The sequence below is a fragment of the Dorea ammoniilytica genome (genome assembly GCF_025567415.1).
Lineage (GTDB): Bacteria > Bacillota > Clostridia > Lachnospirales > Lachnospiraceae > Claveliimonas > Claveliimonas ammoniilytica.
This window is the reverse complement of record NZ_JAOQJV010000001.1, coordinates 68,073-87,190: the sequence shown is the minus strand read 5'-3', so window position 1 is coordinate 87,190 and position 19,118 is coordinate 68,073. Positions and strand designations below refer to the sequence as shown.

General features: G+C 44.0%; 17 protein-coding genes, 3 tRNA genes and 1 other annotated feature. Of the genes, 2 read left to right on the top strand and 18 right to left on the bottom strand.

What is annotated here, in order from left to right:
- Positions 1 to 73 precede the first annotated feature (73 nt).
- The 3 genes from OCV65_RS00400 to cls form a co-directional block, all read right to left on the bottom strand.
- Positions 74 to 385 carry a DUF1540 domain-containing protein gene (locus OCV65_RS00400; RefSeq protein ID WP_262580523.1) on the bottom strand — a complete coding sequence of 104 codons (312 nt, stop codon included), beginning with the start codon at positions 383 to 385 and terminating at the stop codon, positions 74 to 76.
- 62 nt (positions 386 to 447) lie between these two features.
- Positions 448 to 1,731 carry an adenylosuccinate synthase gene (locus tag OCV65_RS00395; RefSeq protein ID WP_118451779.1) on the bottom strand — a complete coding sequence of 428 codons (1,284 nt, stop codon included), beginning with the start codon at positions 1,729 to 1,731 and terminating at the stop codon, positions 448 to 450.
- 106 nt (positions 1,732 to 1,837) lie between these two features.
- Positions 1,838 to 3,397 carry a cardiolipin synthase gene (cls, locus tag OCV65_RS00390; protein ID WP_262580522.1) on the bottom strand — a complete coding sequence of 520 codons (1,560 nt, stop codon included), beginning with the start codon at positions 3,395 to 3,397 and terminating at the stop codon, positions 1,838 to 1,840.
- Positions 3,398 to 3,617: 220 nt separating this feature from the next.
- On the opposite strand from cls, the gene OCV65_RS00385 reads away from it, so the two are divergent.
- Positions 3,618 to 3,935, top strand: coding sequence for a hypothetical protein (locus OCV65_RS00385; protein WP_262580521.1), 318 nt, complete (start codon positions 3,618 to 3,620; stop codon positions 3,933 to 3,935).
- Between the two features lie 56 nt (positions 3,936 to 3,991).
- Here OCV65_RS00385 and pdxR read toward each other — a convergent pair whose 3' ends face one another.
- Complete coding sequence (pdxR, locus tag OCV65_RS00380; protein WP_262580520.1) at positions 3,992 to 5,407, bottom strand: MocR-like pyridoxine biosynthesis transcription factor PdxR; 1,416 nt, start codon at positions 5,405 to 5,407, stop codon at positions 3,992 to 3,994.
- 12 nt (positions 5,408 to 5,419) lie between these two features.
- The gene (locus OCV65_RS00375) at positions 5,420 to 7,090 is read right to left on the bottom strand and encodes a glutamine--tRNA ligase/YqeY domain fusion protein (RefSeq protein ID WP_118384086.1); all 1,671 of its coding nucleotides are present in this window, start codon (positions 7,088 to 7,090) and stop codon (positions 5,420 to 5,422) included.
- Between the two features lie 151 nt (positions 7,091 to 7,241).
- Here OCV65_RS00375 and OCV65_RS00370 point away from each other — a divergent pair.
- A tRNA-Thr gene (locus OCV65_RS00370) sits at positions 7,242 to 7,314 on the top strand.
- 25 nt (positions 7,315 to 7,339) lie between these two features.
- On the opposite strand, the gene OCV65_RS00365 is transcribed toward OCV65_RS00370, so the two are convergent.
- The 13 genes from OCV65_RS00365 to gdhA form a co-directional block, all read right to left on the bottom strand.
- The gene (locus tag OCV65_RS00365; RefSeq protein WP_262580519.1) at positions 7,340 to 7,951 is read right to left on the bottom strand and encodes a sigma-70 family RNA polymerase sigma factor; all 612 of its coding nucleotides are present in this window, start codon (positions 7,949 to 7,951) and stop codon (positions 7,340 to 7,342) included.
- Positions 7,952 to 7,995: 44 nt separating this feature from the next.
- Complete coding sequence (gene rlmB, locus OCV65_RS00360) at positions 7,996 to 8,760, bottom strand: 23S rRNA (guanosine(2251)-2'-O)-methyltransferase RlmB (RefSeq protein ID WP_118451767.1); 765 nt, start codon at positions 8,758 to 8,760, stop codon at positions 7,996 to 7,998.
- Positions 8,757 to 9,212: a Mini-ribonuclease 3 gene (locus OCV65_RS00355; protein ID WP_118384083.1), complete on the bottom strand. Its 456-nt coding sequence runs from the start codon at positions 9,210 to 9,212 to the stop codon at positions 8,757 to 8,759. The genes rlmB and OCV65_RS00355 overlap by 4 nt, the downstream gene beginning before the upstream one ends.
- A complete protein-coding gene (gene cysS, locus OCV65_RS00350; protein WP_262580518.1) occupies positions 9,197 to 10,603 on the bottom strand; it encodes a cysteine--tRNA ligase in 1,407 nt (468 codons plus the stop codon). The genes OCV65_RS00355 and cysS overlap by 16 nt, the downstream gene beginning before the upstream one ends.
- Positions 10,590 to 11,288 carry a serine O-acetyltransferase EpsC gene (epsC, locus tag OCV65_RS00345; protein ID WP_262580516.1) on the bottom strand — a complete coding sequence of 233 codons (699 nt, stop codon included), beginning with the start codon at positions 11,286 to 11,288 and terminating at the stop codon, positions 10,590 to 10,592. The genes cysS and epsC overlap by 14 nt, the downstream gene beginning before the upstream one ends.
- Positions 11,289 to 11,488: 200 nt before the next feature.
- Positions 11,489 to 11,751 (bottom strand) — a binding site (T-box leader).
- Positions 11,752 to 11,766: 15 nt separating this feature from the next.
- On the bottom strand, positions 11,767 to 13,311 hold the full coding sequence (locus tag OCV65_RS00340) for a sensor histidine kinase (protein WP_262580515.1): 1,545 nt from the start codon (positions 13,309 to 13,311) through the stop codon (positions 11,767 to 11,769).
- Positions 13,283 to 13,996 (bottom strand): response regulator transcription factor, encoded by a 714-nt coding sequence (locus OCV65_RS00335; RefSeq protein ID WP_262580513.1) that lies wholly within the window; start codon positions 13,994 to 13,996, stop codon positions 13,283 to 13,285. Before OCV65_RS00335 ends, OCV65_RS00340 begins: the two co-directional genes overlap by 29 nt.
- 116 nt (positions 13,997 to 14,112) lie before the next feature.
- Positions 14,113 to 15,135 carry a GNAT family N-acetyltransferase gene (locus tag OCV65_RS00330; protein ID WP_262580512.1) on the bottom strand — a complete coding sequence of 341 codons (1,023 nt, stop codon included), beginning with the start codon at positions 15,133 to 15,135 and terminating at the stop codon, positions 14,113 to 14,115.
- Positions 15,136 to 15,687 (bottom strand): 2-C-methyl-D-erythritol 2,4-cyclodiphosphate synthase, encoded by a 552-nt coding sequence (gene ispF / locus OCV65_RS00325; RefSeq protein ID WP_262580511.1) that lies wholly within the window; start codon positions 15,685 to 15,687, stop codon positions 15,136 to 15,138.
- Positions 15,688 to 15,851: 164 nt separating this feature from the next.
- A tRNA-Met gene (locus OCV65_RS00320) sits at positions 15,852 to 15,925 on the bottom strand.
- Positions 15,926 to 15,974: 49 nt separating this feature from the next.
- Positions 15,975 to 16,047: transfer RNA gene (locus OCV65_RS00315), tRNA-Val, on the bottom strand.
- A gap of 125 nt (positions 16,048 to 16,172) precedes the next feature.
- Positions 16,173 to 17,354 carry an acetate/propionate family kinase gene (locus tag OCV65_RS00310; RefSeq protein ID WP_262580510.1) on the bottom strand — a complete coding sequence of 394 codons (1,182 nt, stop codon included), beginning with the start codon at positions 17,352 to 17,354 and terminating at the stop codon, positions 16,173 to 16,175.
- 142 nt (positions 17,355 to 17,496) lie between these two features.
- Entirely contained in the window at positions 17,497 to 18,831 is a 1,335-nt protein-coding gene (gene gdhA / locus OCV65_RS00305) for an NADP-specific glutamate dehydrogenase (RefSeq protein WP_262580509.1), read from the bottom strand.
- Positions 18,832 to 19,118: the final 287 nt, after the last annotated feature.

Here is a 19,118-nt window from a genome sequence, read left to right as displayed (position 1 = left end):
ATAACACAAAAACAGGGCTACAGCAAATCATTCACTGTAACCCTGTCTTCTTATTTTCATTCCTTTTCAGGCATTAACAACAGAACGTTGCGCATTCTGTCTCCTTACACTGACAGGCGTCTCCGCCCTCCACACTGATCTTACCGGCATGGCACTTGCACGACTGATTGTAACGGCACTCTGTTGCCTCACATCGAATATTACTGGTAGCTGAAGCCTGACCAGTTACATTGCTGTATGTGTCACCTGTGCGCTCCTCGAAGCTGTCACAGCAGGTCTCATCCGCCCGCTTTGCATGTTCTCCTCCTACCTGGATATGATCCAGATCGCAGAAATACTGCTTATTATGCACACAAGTCTGTACTGTACATTTCAATTCTGGCATTACAGATTCCCTCCTTTTCATAGTTCAGAGTTATTATCTGTAATTCAGAAATATTTATACATTTATTTTGCCTGACGGTAAATAATATCTTCACGACCCGGTCCGTTAGAAACCATTGTAATCGGATATCCGATCTGTTCCTCGATGAATTCTACGTACTTACGGCAGTTCTCCGGAAGATCTTCATACTTCTTGATACCGCGAATATCAGATTTCCATCCCGGAAGTGTCTTGAATACTGGTTTTGCTTTTTCAAGCAGATGTGTAGTTGGGAAGTCTGTTGTCACTTCTCCGTTAATTTCATATCCTACACATACTGGAATTTCATCCAGATATCCCAGTACATCCAGTACTGTAAATGCTACATCTGTCGCTCCCTGCATTCTGCATCCGTACTTAGATGCTACACAGTCGAACCATCCCATACGTCTTGGACGTCCGGTTGTTGCACCGAACTCTCCACCATCGCCGCCACGGCGTCTCAGTTCGTCAGCCTCATCACCAAAGATCTCGCTTACGAAAGCTCCTGCTCCAACTGCGCTTGAGTATGCCTTACATACAGTAACAATCTGCTTGATCTCGTATGGAGGAATACCTGCTCCGATTGCTCCGTATCCGGCCAATGTAGATGAAGATGTGACCATTGGATAAATACCATGATCCGGATCTTTCAGTGAGCCAAGCTGACCCTCCAGCAAGATCTCTTTACCTTCTTTGATCGCATTGTAAAGATATAGAGATGTATCGCATACATATGGCTCGATTAACTCTTTATATTCCTGTAATTCATTATACAGCTCATCAGGATCAATTGCCGGTTTGTGATACAGGTGCTCAAGCAATACGTTCTTCTGCTCTGCAACACGTACAACTTTTTCTTTCAGAAGCTCATCATCAAATAACTCGCTTACCTGAAAACCAATCTTTGCATATTTATCTGAGTAGAATGGTGCGATACCTGACTTGGTAGAACCAAATGATTTGCCGCCCAGACGTTCTTCTTCATATGCATCAAACTTCTTGTGATATGACATTACCATCTGTGCTCGGTCGGAAACCAGAATTCTCGGCTTCGGCACACCTCTGTCTACGATAGACTGGATCTCATTGCACAGCACCGGAACATCCAGTGCGACACCGTTACCGATAATGCTTGTAGTATGTCCGTAAAACACACCTGATGGTAATGTGTGAAGTGCAAATTTACCGTAATTATTAATTATTGTATGTCCCGCATTGGCACCTCCCTGAAAACGAACAATGATATCGGCTTTTTCGCCAAGCATATCTGTAATCTTACCTTTTCCTTCGTCTCCCCAGTTCGCGCCAACTACTGCTCTAACCATAACAATTCCTCCTGTGTTATTCATCTTGCTGATGACTATTGTGAAGCTATTCTTATAACAGCCATCTGATATTATACTATAAAAAAATTTTTTTGTACATTGTTATTTACATCAAAGGTGCAATTAATCGTAAAATCTGCCCCATCACCTTATATGTAACTGGTCTGTTCTCCACTTCTGTCAGGCTGATTTTCTGACACTTTTTAAGTGTTTCCTGAAAATCCTGCTCAATATCCGCAACGACCGGATGATCATAGATATATGCACCACATTCAAAATGCAGATACAGGCTGCGGTAATCCAGATTAATTGTTCCTACAGTTGCAGTATCATCATCTGATACAAACACCTTGGCATGTACAAATCCCGGCGTATATTCATAGATGCTTACCCCCGCCTGAATCAATTCTTTATAATAAGTATGTGCCAGTACAAAAGCATACCATTTATCCGGAATATGCGGCATAATAATAATCACCTCTATACCGCTTTTCGCTGCTCTGGTAAGCGTTGTAATCATCTCACTATCCAGGATCAGATACGGCGTCATGATATGCACATACTTCTTGGAATGATTCAGAATATGGAAATACACTTCTTCGCCTACATTTTCATTATCATACGGATGATCTCCATACGGAATCACATAACCATGCGGTGGATCCGGCACTACATGCTTCGGTGTCAGATAGTTCTGGCAGTCCGCAGGTTCCATCTGATTGACTGCCCACATTTCCAAAAACAACATAGTGAAACTCTGTACTGCATCACCCTTCAGCATGATCGCCGTATCCTTCCAGTGACCAAAACGTGTAATTTCATTGGCATACTCATCTGCCAGGTTGACTCCGCCGGTAAACGCAACCTTGCCGTCAATTACACATATCTTACGGTGATCTCTGCTATTCTGCACCGTAGACAGGAATGGGATGATCGGATTAGACACCCGGCACTGGATGCCCATTTTGCGAATTTTTTTGTAATAATAATATGGGAAATTTGAAATTGCACACATGCCATCATACATAAAGCGAACTTCTACCCCTTCATCTGCTTTACGCTTCAGAATATCCAGTACCGTATCCCACACATGTCCTTCTGCTACAATAAAATACTCCAAAAAAATATAATGCTCCGCCTTCTCAAGTTCCCGGTAAAGTGCCTGCATCTTATCTTCTCCTAATGGGAAATACGTGATCTCTGTATTCTTATATACCGGAAAATGCATCTGACTAGAAAGATACGCCGCAAGATTCGCCTTGCCAGGACCTTCTTCCTTCAGTTCCTGCAGTACCCTCCTGTCCTGCTGCATATAAGGGCGCTCTTCTAACTTCAGATTCCGCAGTCGTCCTCTTACCCATCTGGTTCCAACTTTGCTCTTCACATATACATAAAACAAAGATCCGATTGCCGGAAATGCCATGACACACAGCATCCAGGTCATCTTAAATGCAGGATTATCCTCTGAATTAATAATATAAATCAGCACGATAATACCTAGTATTCGAAAGAAACCATTGATCACATGTGAATACTGCTGCAGTCTGCTCATGGACACCACAAAAAGACCAATCTGCAGTAAAATCATAACCAAAACAAGTCCGGTACGACTGAATATAATTCGAAATAAACCGCTTTGGACTTTTCTCAGCTTCTTCTTCTCCATATTTCTAATATTCTCCTCACAAATGTATATCTATCCCTTAAGTCCGATACTCAGTGTAGCACATTTCCATATGCTTCACAAGAAATCTTTCCCAGAGCAGGAAAGCTCTGGTATTTTAGTAAAATTTTATATCGCACGCCTTTCTTTTTCTGTCAAAAAGTATTACAATACATTTGTATATGACGTAAATGTCAGAAAAGACTAGAAAGGAGTCATACCCATGTCAAAATTTTTCAAACGTGCATTAGGTCTTGCTGCTGTTGGTGGTGCAGTTGCTGCCGGAGTAGCTTATTATCTTAAAAAGGAAGATAACTCTGATGATTTTCTGGATGAATTCGATGACGATTTTGCCACCGAAGATTCCGATTCTTCTGAACGTGAATATGTTCCGCTGAACACTGCTCCTAAGGCTGAAGCTGAAGAAAATAAAACGAAAGAAGATAAAACAGAGGAAACTGTAACACCTTCCGAGGAAGAAAATGCCGAGGATACTGAAGAGACTGCTGAAGCTGAAGCAGCGGAAGAAAAAGCGGAATAATTCCAAACACAAAAATGCTGCCGGGGATATCATATTAATCCCTGACAGCATCTTTTTTATTTTTTCACACCCGGTATATCCGTCCAGACTCCTTTTAATATCGCTGTTGCCTCCCTGATCTCTTCTTCCGACAGATTGGCATACCCCAGAAGTATCGTCGCACTTCTATGATTTTCTCCAATGCAGTAATCTGACAGACCATATACTTTCACTTCTGCATTCTCAGCCCTGCGGACCAGTTCACTTTCAGACACATGATCTGCAAATGACATCAACAGATGCACACCCGCATACTCTCCGGCAATCTTACAGTCAAAATTCATCTCCTGCAACGCCCGGATCAGCACATCATGTCTTCCCTTATACAGGGCACGCGTCTTATTCAGATGTCTCTCATAATATCCTTCTTCAATAAAATGCTGCACGATAAGCTGGTCTACTTTGGAAACCGTCGAACTGATAAATCCACATTTTTCATGATAAACTGTCGCCAACTCTTCCGGCAGCACCATATAGCTCATGCGGATCGCCGGGGCAATGGATTTGGAAAATGTACCAAGATAGATCACTTTACCGTTCGCATCGCTTCCTTGAAGTGCCGGGATCGGCTTGCCCTTATATCGGAACTCGCTGTCATAATCATCCTCGATGATATAGCGCTTCTCTGATTCATTCGCCCATCCGAGCAGTTCAATCCTACGCTTCATTGGCATCACGATACCGGTAGGATACTGATGGGACGGCGTCACATATGCAATATCCGCTACAGATTCCCGAAGCATATCCACCCGCATACCATAACGGTCCATCTCTATTGGCTCTACTGGATATGACTGGCTGGAAAACAGACGATACGCCTGCTTATATGCCGGATTCTCTACTGCAATCACATGATTTCTTCCGATTACAGAGCACAGCATCATCAGAAGATAATCATTTCCTGCTCCTACTATAATCTGATGGGGATCACATTTCACCCCACGCGCCTGATAAAGATAATCACAGATTACTTTTCGAAAACTTAATTCTCCCTGAGGATCACCCAGGCGAAATAACTCCACCTCGTCATCCAGCAGGATCTCCTTGGAGAGTTTCCTCCAGGCATTATGAGGAAAGCTCTTCAAATCTACACCATTTGGCGTAAAATCATAACGACAGGTCTCTTCCTTCTCCCGTACTTCCGGTATCTGTCGCTTCTTCACTTCTCTGATCTGATACAGCCCCTCAATCTGCGCTACATAGTAACCCCGATAAGGTTCTGATTCAATATATCCTTCCGATAAAAGCTGTTCATAAGCCAGATCTACTGTACTCCGACTCACCTCAAGATGCTTTGCCAGCGCTCTGGTAGACGGAAGCTTCTCGTGGTATACGAATTTGCCGCTTACAATATTTTCTTTAATATATAAATATATCTGTTCGTACAAAGGCGTCCCATTACGGGACGCCAATGTCATAGTCAGTTCATTCATCTGTTTATTCTCTTATTTCTTAGGCAGTCTGAAAGAACTCTTCAGAGATACAATACGGTTAAATACCAGTGCATCCGGTGTAGAATCCTTTGCATCAATACAGAAATATCCGTTTCTCACAAACTGGAAGCTGTCATATGCTTTTGCATCGCCGAAGTTCGGCTCTACAAAACAATTCTTTCTCACTTCCAGAGAATTCGGATTAATGTTCATAGATCCGTCTTCTTCATTATACACACCCTTCTCTTCATCGATCAGGTTCTCATACAGACGTACCTCTGCCTGTTTTGCATACGGTGCTGCCACCCAGTGGATCGTACCTTTGACTTTACGTCCTGTAAATCCGCTTCCGCTCTTAGTCTCCGGATCGTAAGTACAGTGTACAACTGTCACATTGCCATTCTCATCTGTCTCATAGCTTACACACTTTACAAAATATGCCTGCATCAGACGTACTTCATTACCCGGGAACAGACGGAAATATTTTTTCGGTGGCTCAATCATGAAGTCATCACGCTCAATATACAGTTCCTTGCAGAATGGAATCTTTCTCTTGCCAAGCTCTGGATTCTCCAGATTGTTCTCGGCTTCCAGCCACTCTACTTCTCCTTCCGGATAATTATCAATAACCAGCTTGATCGGATCAAGCACTGCCATCATACGAGAGCGCTTCATCTTCAGATCTTCACGGATACAGTACTCAAGCATTGCATAATCTACAGATCCCTGAGACTTGGATACGCCACACAGATCTACGAACATCTTCAGTGACTCCGGTGTGAATCCTCTTCTTCTCAGTGCTGCAATAGATACCAGTCTTGGATCATCCCATCCGTCTACCACGCCATCCTGTACCAGCTTCTTGATATAACGCTTGCCGGTTACTACATTAGTCAGATATAACTTGGCAAACTCAATCTGACGCGGTGCCGGGTCAAACTCGCACTCTCTTACTACCCAGTCATACAGCGGTCTGTGATCTTCAAACTCCAGTGTACAGATCGAGTGTGTAATCTTCTCAATCGCATCCTCAATTGGGTGAGCAAAGTCATACATCGGATAAATGCACCACTTATCACCGGTGTTGTGATGATGCATATGTGCCACACGATAGATAACAGGGTCACGCATGTTGATATTCGGTGAAGCCATATCGATCTTCGCACGAAGTACCTTCTCTCCATCCTTATATGCGCCGTTCTTCATTTCTTCAAACAACTTCAGATTCTCTTCGATACTGCGGTCTCTGTACGGGCTGTTCTTACCAGGCTCTGTCAGTGTACCGCGGTACTCACGGATCTCATCAGCACTAAGATCACAGACATAAGCCTTGCCCTTCTTGATCAGCTTCACCGCACATTCATACATCTGATCAAAATAATCAGACGCAAAATACAGATGATCCTTAAAGTCAGCACCCAGCCACTCTACATCTGTCTTAATAGACTCTACATACTCAGTATCTTCTTTTGTTGGATTCGTATCATCAAATCGAAGATGGAATGTTCCATGATACTTCTTAGCCAGCCCTGAATTAAGCAGGATAGACTTGGCATGTCCGATATGCAGATAACCATTCGGCTCCGGCGGAAATCTGGTGCAGACCTCTGTATATCTGCCTTCAGCCAGATCCTTATCTATCTCCTGTTCAATAAAATTCTTTGAAACTACTTCTTCTCCCATGGGTTTCCTCCTCATTGTCTTTCTCATCATGTGTTTTATCTTATCATAATTCCAGTTAACCCACAATACAATATTTTCAAATTTACCATTGACAAACTACGCTCTTATATTGTATATTAATCACGTTGCATATGAAATATATCTTATGCGTGCTGTTGTGGCTCAGTCGGTAGAGCGTCGCCTTGGTAAGGCGGAGGTCGGCGGTTCGATTCCGCTCAACAGCTTAGAGAAAAGAAGCCGGGAAGATTCTTACTTATTCAGAATCTTCCCGGCTTTGTTTTTGATTCTCTGTAATGCATTATCTATGGTTTTGGGGCTCTTCTTGAGAAGCCCTGCGATCGTCTTATAATCCGTTCCAAGAAGATGCAGATACAGCACTCTGCTTTCCAGATCACTCAAACTCTCTTCCAGTTCCTCTCCGATGCGGTTCATGGATTCCTGCATGATCATCGCATGCTCCGGATTGCTCTCCACACCCGCTTCAATAGTATCCAGCACATACTCTCTGCCTCCCTGTTCCGCTTCTTCGTAAAAAGACACATAGGAATTAAGCGGTATATGCTTCTTCCGACCGGAAGCTTTTGCCGCGCTGTACATCTGTCTTCGGATGCACAGTCTGGCAAAACTTCCAAAGGGCACTTCCTGCTCCGTATCATAATCACGTACCGCTTTAAACAGACCGATCATCCCTTCCTGGATCAGATCATCATTCTCTCCGCCAATCAGATACATTGCTTTCGCTTCTTTGCGCACTACGTTTTTATACTTTTCCATGATATAATCCATAATCTTCTTATCACCATCTCGAAGATTGCGAATCAGCTGCTCATCTGTCAGTTGCTCATAGTTTGACGTGCCCATAACTGCTCCTGTTCTTATTAAAATTTAAGTCTCATTCTGAATCTCTATCCCAATCTCTGTCTGACAATCTCATAAGCCAGCACGCCTGCCGCCACCGATGCATTCAGAGAATCAATATCACCTTTCATCGGTATACCTGCAACAAAATCACAATTTTCTTTCATCAAACGGCTGACACCTTCGCCTTCATTGCCGATTACAAGACCGATCGGTCCTTTCAGATCCAGGTCGTACATCACCGTACCATCCATATCCGCACATACGAACCACAGTCCCTGCTTCTTCAGATCTTCTACCGTCTTCTTCAGATTGGTCACACGGGCAACCGGCGTATAATTCAGTGCTCCCGCTGATGTTCTCGCTACTGTCGCAGTAAGTCCTACCGCTCTGCGTTTCGGAATGATCACTCCATGTGCTCCCGCCAGATTAGCTGTACGAATGATTGCGCCCAGATTATGAGGATCTTCAATATTATCCAACAGGAAAATGAACGGATCTTCGCCACGACTCTTTGCAAGTTCCAACATATCTTCTACCTGCGCATACTCATAAGCTGCCGCATGTGCAATCACGCCCTGATGCTTTCCGGTCTCTGAAAGCTGATTCAGGCGTTCCTTTGTAACAAACTGCAGGATCACATCATGCTTCTTCGCCTCACGCACGATTGTACGGATCGGACCGTCCTGGCATCCATCCAGTACATACAGCTTATCCATCGGCTTGCCGGAACGCAGTGCTTCCAACACTGCATTTCTTCCTTCTATTACGAGACTCTTACTCTCTTCATAATTCTCATTCATTTCTTTCATGACTGCTCCTCATTGTTATCCAGACTGTCCAGTCCCATTTTAATCAGTTCCAGCATCCTCTCATATCTGCGCTGCAGATAGAGATATCCCATAAGTGCTTCAAATCCGGTGGCGCGTCTGTAATCTGTCACAGACTGATTCTTTGCCGGACTGATCGTCTTGGAATTACGTCCGCGCTTATAGATCTGATGCTCCTCTTCCGTCAGTTCGTCCTGCAGCACACGCATCATTTTCGACTGACTGGATGCCTGTACGATCTGACTGGTCTCCTTGTGGAGCTTTTTCACCTGTTTATTGCCCCGGTTCAGTACCAGGTTCTTAATCACTAAATCAAATATGCAGTCCCCGATATATGCCAATGCAAGAGGTGAATAGGTCTCCGCCTCCACCTCCTGCATCTGAAACATCTCCTGCATACAAGTATCAAAATCCCACTTTATGCTTTTTTCCATTTTACTCCTTCTCTGGTATCCAGAAGTACAATTCCTTTTGCCGCCAGTTCATCACGGATCTCATCGGCTCTTGCAAAGTTCTTCTCTTTTCTTGCTGCCTGACGCTCTGCGATCAGTGCTTCAATCTCATCATCCAGTATTTCTTCCTTCTTGTCAACAATAAGTCCCAGTACATCAGTAAGTTTTACAAGCAGGTCATAAAGTGCTTTTGCATATTCCCTTGAGCCTTCTGCTGTGGCTGTTGTATTAGCATATTTAACAAGATCAAAGATTGCTGCGATTGCATCTGCTGTGTTGAAATCATCTTCCATTGCAGTTTCAAATGCAGTTACGAATTCTTTTGTCTTAGCCAGATTATCTTTTTCAGCATCCGTCATGGATTCTTCTTTTGCCTGTTCCATCATATAGCGGAGGTTATCAGCCGCATTCTGGATACGCTCCAGCCCATTCTTAGATGCCTCCATCAGTTCTGCACTGAAGTTCAGCGGACTTCTGTAATGTGCACTCAACATAAAGAAGCGAAGTATTTGCAGATCATACTGCTCGCTGATCTCACGGACTGTACGGAAGTTGCCGAGAGATTTACTCATCTTGTGGTTATCAATGTTCAGAAATGCATTGTGCATCCAGTATTTGGCAAATTCTTTGCCGTTGCAAGCCTCGCTCTGTGCGATTTCATTCTCATGATGTGGAAATACCAGGTCTTCACCACCAGCGTGAATGTCGATCTGCTCGCCCAGATATTTTTTTGACATTACAGAGCATTCGATATGCCATCCCGGACGTCCATCACTCCATGGCGACTCCCATGCAGGCTCGCCTTCTTTCTTTGGTTTCCAGAGTACGAAATCCAACGGATCTTCCTTCTCGTCCTCACCGCTTACCAGCAGGGCGCGATTACCGGAACGCAGATCATCCAGATTCTTATGAGATAATTTGCCATAATCTTTGAACTGTCTGGTACGGAAGTATACGGTTCCGTTCTTCTCATATGCATAGCCTTTCTCAATCAGAGTGCTGATCATATCGATCATTCCGTCAATTTCCTGTGTAGCCAGCGGATTAGTAGTAGCAGGCTCAATATTCATGCCATCCATATCTTTCTTGCACTCCGCGATATAACGCTGAGAAATCTCCTCTGCCGGAACACCTTCTTCGATCGCTTTCTTGATGATCTTATCATCTACATCTGTGAAGTTGGATACATAGTTCACATCATATCCTTTGTATTCAAAGTATCTGCGCACAGTGTCGAACACGATCATTGGTCTTGCATTACCGATATGAATAAAGTTGTATACGGTTGGTCCGCAGACATACATCCTTACTTTACCTTCTTCGACCGGTACAAATTCTTCTTTTCTTTTGCTCATAGTATTATACAGTCTCATTCTTCTTCTCCTTTTTTGCTTTATCTTTATTATTCTTTCTCAGTTCTTTTTCCAGTTCACTGACTCGTTCTTTTAGCATAATATTGTCCCGCTGCAGCTGGCTGATATCGCTGGTAACCGGATCCGGAAGATGTATCTGATCCATATCCGCTCTCGGGATCTTCAGATTACCCATCTTCACGATACGTCCCGGAACACCAACCACAGTACAATTTGGCGGCACTTCATTCAACACCACAGATCCTGCTCCGATCTTCGAATTCTCTCCTATGGTAAATGATCCAAGCACCTTTGCTCCGGCACTGACCATGACATTATCCTTCAGGGTAGGATGACGCTTGCCCTGTTCCTTGCCGGTACCGCCAAGAGTTACCCCCTGATACAATGTTACATTATCACCAAGTTCTGCTGTCTCTCCGATGATCACACCACTTCCGTGGTCAATAAATAACCCCTTGCCGATAGTTGCTCCCGGATGGATTTCAATACCCGTCTTTCTGGTAGCTCTCTGGGAAATCCATCTTGCCAGAAAATAATGCTTACCGAGATACAGCTTATGTGCGATCCTGTAACTCAATATCACTTTGAAACTTGGATAAAGAAATACTTCCATATTGGACTTGATCGCGGGATCTCTCTCCCTGATCACATTTATCTCTTCCTGTATATAGGATAACGCTCCCATACAAACCTCTCCTTTTCATTCACACTAAAGCAGTCCGCATGTTATTATATCTGTTCAGAGCCACTTCCAAAATGCTGTTCTGAACGTAAATCATCGGAAGTACCAAAAGGCACATTCCGAGATTGTACGCGGTCGTCAAGGTCCTTAGCAAGCTAGGACTTTGACTCGTCGCGATACAAATAAAAGCTCCGTCTCTTATATAAAGAGACGAAGCTTAACTCCGCGGTTCCACTCTTATAGAGAACCCGACCTCTGACACTTTTCGTATCTGTCTGATTCTCCACTCCTGTACGCGTAACGTGCGTCTTACGTGCCCGGCTAATAATTGACTCACAGACAATGGTTCACCAGACCGACTCCCGAATGCACTTCAGAAACACTTCCCTCAGGACTGCTTACAGCCGGTGACAATCCCTCTCTGCCAGTTCCGCCATTTCTTACTCTCTTCGTTCTGCGTCTTTCTCATATAGATTATATCTTATGCGAATTCCGGCGAATTGTCAACATTTTTAACCGCTTTAAGTGGAAATCTGACTTCCACTTTAAACATATCTCCTTCTATCGTCAAATGGAAGGTTCCCTGCTGTAATTCGGTGAAGCTTCTGGCAATCGCAAGTCCAAGTCCGGAGCCTTCTGTATTGCGGGATACATCCCCCCGCACAAAACGCTCTGTCAGATCTTCTGCCTTTACCGTTATCTCTGCCGCAGACACATTGAGAAGCTGAATCACAGCTTCATTGTCTTCCCGGCATACCTTCGTATATACTCTGGTTCCGTGCATGGCATATTTGGAAATATTCACCAGCAGATTTTCAAAGATGCGGTACGTCTTCTGACTGTCCAGTTCACAGATCAGCTTTTCCTCCGGCCAGGTACAGCGAAAGCTCAGTTTTGCTTCTTCAAATCTGCTGTCCAACTCCAGCTTTACCTGTTTAAACAGATTTACCACGTCCACATCCATCTTGTTGAGAATTACCGTCTGGCTGGTTGCTTTACTGATCTCGAACAGATCCTCGATCAGCACCTTCAGGCGCAGAGATTTCTTTTCCAGTATCTGGATATACTCTTTCCGCTTCTCCTCATCCTTTTCCAGTTTCAGAAGATCCACATAGGTAATAATCGCGGTCAGCGGAGTCTTGAGATCATGCGACATATTCGTGATCAGTTCCGTCTTCATCTTCTGGCTTTTCACCTCTTTGTCTACCGCTTTCTGGTAACCATCTTGAATTTTCTCCAGTTCTTTCTTAAATGGATTAAACACACCCAGATCATCGGTCACTTCTACATTCAGGTTACCTTCTGCCATCTGATTGGTCGCATTTAACAGCAATGCATATTTATCCTTCAGATCGTTAAAATACTTACGCAAAATGAAGAATAATATGATTGAATAAATCACAACTGCTACGATTCCATAGAACCACAATACGGTAATTACCGTCAGAATCAGCGCATTGATCAGCACGATTTTCAGTATTGTTTTATTATTCCGGTCGGTGAAATCAATATTATCAAAGGAATGATATACTTTCTCTATCCCTTTCTGTGCTTTTTTTATCGTCTTGCTGCACCATCCCGGAATCTGTTTCCCATAGCGCACCAGAAGCACCCGTTCTTTCACATAAGCCGAAACTCCCATCACATAGACCTGGCGCACACAGCCAGAACACCAGTAAGCGGCTGCGATAACAGCCATGCCCCACAGCATTTTTCCAGTTCCATCCTCCCGCATTGACATCAGCCATGGAAGTCCTCCGAACACGCTGGTTCCCACAGCAATGGATCCAACAAGGATTACCAGTTCAAGAGGCGCATAAAATATTTTTTCATTGCCCGTCTCAAAAAATCGGAACATCGGAAATATCCATGCAGCCACTGCCATTGCTACCATTTCTGCCGCCACCTCGTTTGCCGCTTCTGACGTAGTCATATACATGTTATTGAGATTAGCAGCGAAACAAAGTGCAAAAAGCACCCATACTACCACAAATAATTTATGCCTGTTTTTCAATTTTGTATCCAACTCCCCACACCACCTTTAAATATTTAGGCTCTCTTGGATTGATCTCAATCTTCTCCCGGATATTGCGGACATGGACCATGATTGTATCCGTATTGATCGCTCTTTCATTCCAGACTCGCTCATAGATCTCGTCTGCTGAAAACACTCTTCCCGGATTCTTCATCAACAGCAGCAAAATCTTATACTCAATGGGAGTCATTTTCACCGATTCGCCATCCACTGTTACTTCCACGGTGTCCTCATTGAGTTCCAGACCTCCTACCGTATACACATGCTCCTGCTGTTCTTTTGCACCGAGTCGTTCCATAAATCTGCTGTACCTGCGGAGCTGAGAGTTCACCCTGGCGAGCAGTTCCATTGGGGTAAATGGCTTCGTCACATAGTCATCGGCTCCCATGTTCAGTCCCAGAATCTTATCTACTTCTTCTGACTTGGCAGAAAGAAAGATAACCGGAAAGTCATATTTTTCCCGCAGCTTTGCTGTCATGGTGATTCCATCCATCCTCGGCATCATGATATCTACGATCGCCAGATGAATCTCTTCCTGGTCAATCACTTCCAGTCCTTCCACGCCGTCCGTCGCCTGATATACCTGATAACCCTGGCTCTTTAGATATATCTTAATTCCTTCCCGTATTTCCTTGTCATCCTCCACAATCAATACATGATTATATGTTCCACTCATTCCAATTCAGCCTCCTGTTTCATCTACGCCTTTAGTATAGGGATTCATTCTTAAAAGAAGCGTTCGGAATTTCCAAAGATTTTCTAAAGAATATTTCCGCACGCTTCTGTTTTCTGCTACACCTCTTCGTCCAGACGAATCTTAGACAATGGTATAATCTTCTTCATTTCTTCCTTCATCCGATCTGACATGGAGACTCCTTCTTCCAGACATATTTCTTTTACTGTCTTTACTCCAAACAATAATTCACCCAGCGCTTCCACCGTCACTGTACCCTCGCTGTTCTCTTCTTTACCGTCCATCAGCATTACGCCAGAATGTTCCGTACCGGTCACTACCACCGTACGGTTATTCTCTTCAATGATCGGATCCGTAATCTGAAAGCACACTGCAGTAAGCTCCCGCAAGCTTACAGATGCTAACATCCGTTTTGTATCCGTAATACGGATCATAATCTTCGGTGCTTCTTCCTCTTCCTGCTCCGGGACATACGGACAGTTTCCGACCAGATGCCCATTCAGATAATACAGCATCAGCTTCGCGCCCTCACTGGCATATTCTTTCATCAGCCGCTCGTAATACATTTCGCTTTTCAGCGTATATACCTGATAGCCTTCTGCTTCCAACGCTGCATTTTCCGCATTCACAAGCATCGGAATATCCTGATTTGCCACCGGACGCACCTGACAGGTAATTCCATTTTCCAGTGTCACATCCCCCGCTTCGCCGATCGGGCAGTATTCTAACTGCTGTGTATACACTGTGCGAAATCCGTGCGGCGTGTAGATTGCCTCTGCTGCCGGCATCAGATAGGTAAAACTCTCACCTTCCCGATACATATCCTTCAACGCCGTCTCTAGCAGTGCTTTCATAAAGCCACGTCCCCGATATGACTCTCTGGTCGCAACCGCCACGATATAATTTGCCTTCTTTTTCATGCCATTTACATTCAGTTCATACGGATTCAGATGCAGCATTGCCTGGATTCCTCCATCCTCTTCTGCCACATAAATCTGATTATCTTTCGTTTTCTCGGTATAATAATAATCTACGAAGCGCTTACTGTCCTCACTGAACACTTCTTCATACAACGGTCTGGTAAGTCCATGCTCTGTCTGCTCCAAATGTCTAACTTTCATCTATTTTGCTCCTTTCGGGCATCCGCCACATCCCTGGCATCCGCTTTCTGCACCAGTACCTACCGCATAGCTGTAATCTCGGATGTTTTCCAGTGCTGCAATCGCCTGGGAGGATATCCCTTCCCCAGTTCCGGTGAAACCGAGCCCTTCTTCGGTTGTTGCCTTAATATTGATCTGGTCTACTTCAATTCCAAGTGCTTCTGCAATATTTTTCCGCATTGCCTCAATATGCGGTGCCATCTTCGGGCGCTGTGCAATGATCGTAGCATCAATATTGCCGATTACGTAGAGATGCTCTTCCAGAAGCCCTCTTACATGCTGTAACAGCTTCACGCTGGAGATTCCTTTATATGCCGGGTCTGTATCCGGGAAATGCTTCCCGATATCCCCCAGTGCCGCCGCTCCAAGCAGCGCATCCATAATCGCATGGATCAGCACATCGGCATCTGAATGACCAAGAAGTCCTTTTTCATACGGTATCTTTACGCCGCCAAGGATCAGGTCTCTTCCTTCTACTAATTTATGGACATCATATCCCATACCTATTCTCATATATATCATCCTCCCTGGATATTTTTCGTAGTTTCTGTCTGCTGTATACGCAGGCAAGGTTCTTCTAAAGGATAGCATATGTATTCTGCTTTTTCAAAAAAAGTTTTCTACACGGAGGCTTATTGCACAAAAAAAGAAGCTCACATTCGTGAACTTCTTTTCAGTAGCGGGAACTGGATTTGAACCAGCGACACCACGGGTATGAACCGTGTGCTCTAGCCAACTGAGCTATCCCGCCATACTCTATATTCAGTTCTTATCGAACTGCTTACAGCTTGTTGCTGTAATGGGACCTACAGGGCTCGAACCTGTGACCCTCTGCTTGTAAGGCAGATGCTCTCCCAGCTGAGCTAAGATCCCTTTCGTTCAGCAGGTTAAGTTGTTTCCCTCAACCTGCTTCGCTATTATACAATTATTTTAAGGCAAATGTCAACACCTTTTTTGAATTTTTTTAAAAAAATATTTTTTATATACTTTTCACGCAATTATAAGGCATATGTTTTCCGTGCCACGCCCAGTTCTTCATTAGCCGGAATCACTTCTATTGTCACCGGAGAATCATCTTTAGAAATACATGCCGCCTCGTTACCGACCGCCTGATTCTTCTCTTCATCAATCCAGATCCCCATGTGTGCAAGCTTGCCACACACCTTAGATCGGATAGTTGCATTATGCTCGCCGATACCTGCTGTAAACACCAGGTGATCCAGTCCGCCAAGCTCTGCATAGTACATGCCAATATAACGCACAATATCGTTACAGAATATATCAACAGCAAGCTTTGCCCTATCATTGCCTTCTGCCGCAGCCTCTTCTACCAGACGCAGATCGTTGCTCACACCGGAGATACCCTGCAGTCCTCCGTTCTTGGTTAATCCGTATAATACATCATCCAGATCCATGCCTTCTTTCTGTAAGAATGGAATAATAAATGGATCGATGTCTCCGCAACGGTTAGAATTATTGATTCCTACCTGCAGCGAGATTCCAAAGCTGGTGTCTACACTCCTGCCATCATCAATCGCACACAAAGAACAGCTTCCACCCAAATGACAGGAAATGGTTTTTCCTGTAGAGCCGTATTTTTCTGCCACTGTATCAGAGATATATTCATGGGATGCCCCGTGATAGCCGAGTCTGCGAATACCGTATTTCTCATACCACTCATAAGGAATACCATACATATAACGTTCTGCCGGAATGGTTCTGTGAAATGCCGTCTCAAACACGCCAACAAGCTTCGCATCCGGTGTCAGCTTCTGAAACTGACGGATTGCGCTCAGATAAGGTGTATTATGTGCCGGAGCAATCACCATATAATCCTCCATGCCCTGCAGCACGTCTGGCGTAAGCTCATGCACGCCATAATGATCCTTCGACAGCACCGTCTTAAATCCTACTCTCTCCAGCTCGTCCAGAGAATTTAATACTCTGTGCTCCGGATCCAACAGACAGTCCAGGAACTTCTGAATGCCGTCTGTATACGTAGGAATGCACTGCTTTTCTAACTTCACCGCATATTCTTCCGCGTCCTGATAATGGAAGATTGCATTATCCTCACTTCCCACACGTTCAATCTTGCCTGTTGCAAGCACACGCTCTTCCGGCATATCAAATAATTTAAACTTCAGCGAGGTACTTCCCGCATTACATACTAATACCTTCATAAAAGCCTCCTTTTACTCATTCATGTATCCTAAAATCTTGAATTAACTATAGCATAAAATGAAAAAGGATGCCACAACACATTATATGTTATGGCATCCCATCATTCTATATCAGATTGCAATCTGTGATTCTAAGTCGAAATTAGCAGATTCCCTGAGCCAGCATTGCATTTGCTACTTTCTCAAATCCGGCAATGTTAGCACCTACTACGTAGTTGCCCTTGTGTCCGTATCTCTCAGCAGCATCTACCATGTTGTGGCAGATATTTACCATGATTCCCTGAAGCTTAGCATCTACTTCTTCGAATGTCCAGCTCAAACGCTCGCTGTTCTGAGACATTTCCAGTGCAGATGTTGCGACACCGCCGGCATTAGCTGCTTTACCAGGTGCGAAAATAACTCCGTTCTCCTGCAGGTACTCTGTAGCTTCCATTGTAGTAGGCATGTTAGCACCTTCTGCAACCATCTTGCATCCGTTAGCAACAAGCTGTTTAGCATCTTCAATGTGAAGTTCGTTCTGTGTAGCACATGGGAGTGCGACATCACACTTAACAGACCATACACCACGTCCTTCATGATATTCTGAATTCGGACGGTAATTCTTATATTCTGTCAGTCTTGCACGTTTTACTTCTTTGATCTCTTTCAGTGCTGCCACATCAATTCCGTCCGGATCATATACCCAACCTGTAGAATCGCTACATGTAACAACCTTAGCACCAAGCTGCTGTGCCTTTTCAATAGCGTATGTAGCTACATTACCAGCACCAGATACAACAACCGTCTTGCCTGCAATATCATCACCATTAACTTTCAGAAGTTCTTCTGTCAGATACAGAAGTCCGTATCCTGTAGCTTCTGTTCTTGCAAGTGAACCACCGTATGTAAGTCCTTTTCCTGTCAGAACTCCTTCGTATACGTTACGGATTCTCTTGTACTGTCCGAACATATATCCGATCTCTCTTGCACCTGTTCCGATATCTCCTGCAGGTACGTCTGTATCAGCTCCAATATGCTTGCAAAGCTCTGTCATGAAGCTCTGGCAGAATGCCATAATCTCTCTGTCAGATTTGCCCTTAGGATCGAAATCCGAACCACCTTTACCTCCGCCGATTGGAAGTCCTGTCAGGGAGTTCTTGAAAATCTGCTCGAATCCAAGGAACTTGATAATGCCGATGTTTACTGATGGATGAAGTCTGATTCCTCCCTTGTATGGACCAATTGCACTGTTAAACTGTACACGGAATCCCTTGTTGACCTGAACCTGTCCGTTATCATCTACCCAAGGTACACGGAACAGAATCTGTCTCTCTGGCTCAACAAGTCTTTCGAGAAGAGCCTCTTTACGATATTTCTCTTCGTTAGCATCAACGATTGGTTTCAGTGACTCCAACACTTCTTTTACTGCCTGATGGAACTCTGGCTGTGCCGGGTTCTTTTCAACAACTTTTGCAATAACCTCATCAACGTATGACATTCTTTTGTCCTCCTAATTGCATATATTTTTCTCATATCATATTATATTACGAACCATCAAAAAACAAGAGGTTTTTTTGCTGTTTTTTGTTTTTTTTGCAATCCAATCTCCGTTTTCCTGCAAAAAAGACAAAAATAATCAATTCTTTTGTCCCTATTTTATACTTTTTATTCTCGCATACCATCTATAAACTATAAATGCTTTATTTTCGAATCTGCCACATTTTTTGCATCAACGCACAGACAGCCCTCCGGGATATACTTCCCGGAGGGCTGCCACACGTTTCG

Bases quoted from the DNA above. Each gene is read 5' to 3' on its own strand.
- OCV65_RS00400 (WP_262580523.1), bottom strand. From the start codon at position 385: ATGCCAGAATTGAAATGTACAGTACAGACTTGTGTGCATAATAAGCAG.
- OCV65_RS00395 (WP_118451779.1), bottom strand. From the start codon at position 1,731: ATGGTTAGAGCAGTAGTTGGCGCGAACTGGGGAGACGAAGGAAAAGGT.
- cls (WP_262580522.1), bottom strand. From the start codon at position 3,397: ATGGAGAAGAAGAAGCTGAGAAAAGTCCAAAGCGGTTTATTTCGAATT.
- OCV65_RS00385 (WP_262580521.1), top strand. From the start codon at position 3,618: ATGTCAAAATTTTTCAAACGTGCATTAGGTCTTGCTGCTGTTGGTGGT.
- pdxR (WP_262580520.1), bottom strand. From the start codon at position 5,407: ATGAATGAACTGACTATGACATTGGCGTCCCGTAATGGGACGCCTTTG.
- OCV65_RS00375 (WP_118384086.1), bottom strand. From the start codon at position 7,090: ATGGGAGAAGAAGTAGTTTCAAAGAATTTTATTGAACAGGAGATAGAT.
- OCV65_RS00365 (WP_262580519.1), bottom strand. From the start codon at position 7,951: ATGGGCACGTCAAACTATGAGCAACTGACAGATGAGCAGCTGATTCGC.
- rlmB (WP_118451767.1), bottom strand. From the start codon at position 8,760: ATGAAAGAAATGAATGAGAATTATGAAGAGAGTAAGAGTCTCGTAATA.
- OCV65_RS00355 (WP_118384083.1), bottom strand. From the start codon at position 9,212: ATGGAAAAAAGCATAAAGTGGGATTTTGATACTTGTATGCAGGAGATG.
- cysS (WP_262580518.1), bottom strand. From the start codon at position 10,603: ATGAGACTGTATAATACTATGAGCAAAAGAAAAGAAGAATTTGTACCG.
- epsC (WP_262580516.1), bottom strand. From the start codon at position 11,288: ATGGGAGCGTTATCCTATATACAGGAAGAGATAAATGTGATCAGGGAG.
- OCV65_RS00335 (WP_262580513.1), bottom strand. From the start codon at position 13,996: ATGAGTGGAACATATAATCATGTATTGATTGTGGAGGATGACAAGGAA.
- OCV65_RS00330 (WP_262580512.1), bottom strand. From the start codon at position 15,135: ATGAAAGTTAGACATTTGGAGCAGACAGAGCATGGACTTACCAGACCG.
- ispF (WP_262580511.1), bottom strand. From the start codon at position 15,687: ATGAGAATAGGTATGGGATATGATGTCCATAAATTAGTAGAAGGAAGA.
- OCV65_RS00310 (WP_262580510.1), bottom strand. From the start codon at position 17,354: ATGAAGGTATTAGTATGTAATGCGGGAAGTACCTCGCTGAAGTTTAAA.
- gdhA (WP_262580509.1), bottom strand. From the start codon at position 18,831: ATGTCATACGTTGATGAGGTTATTGCAAAAGTTGTTGAAAAGAACCCG.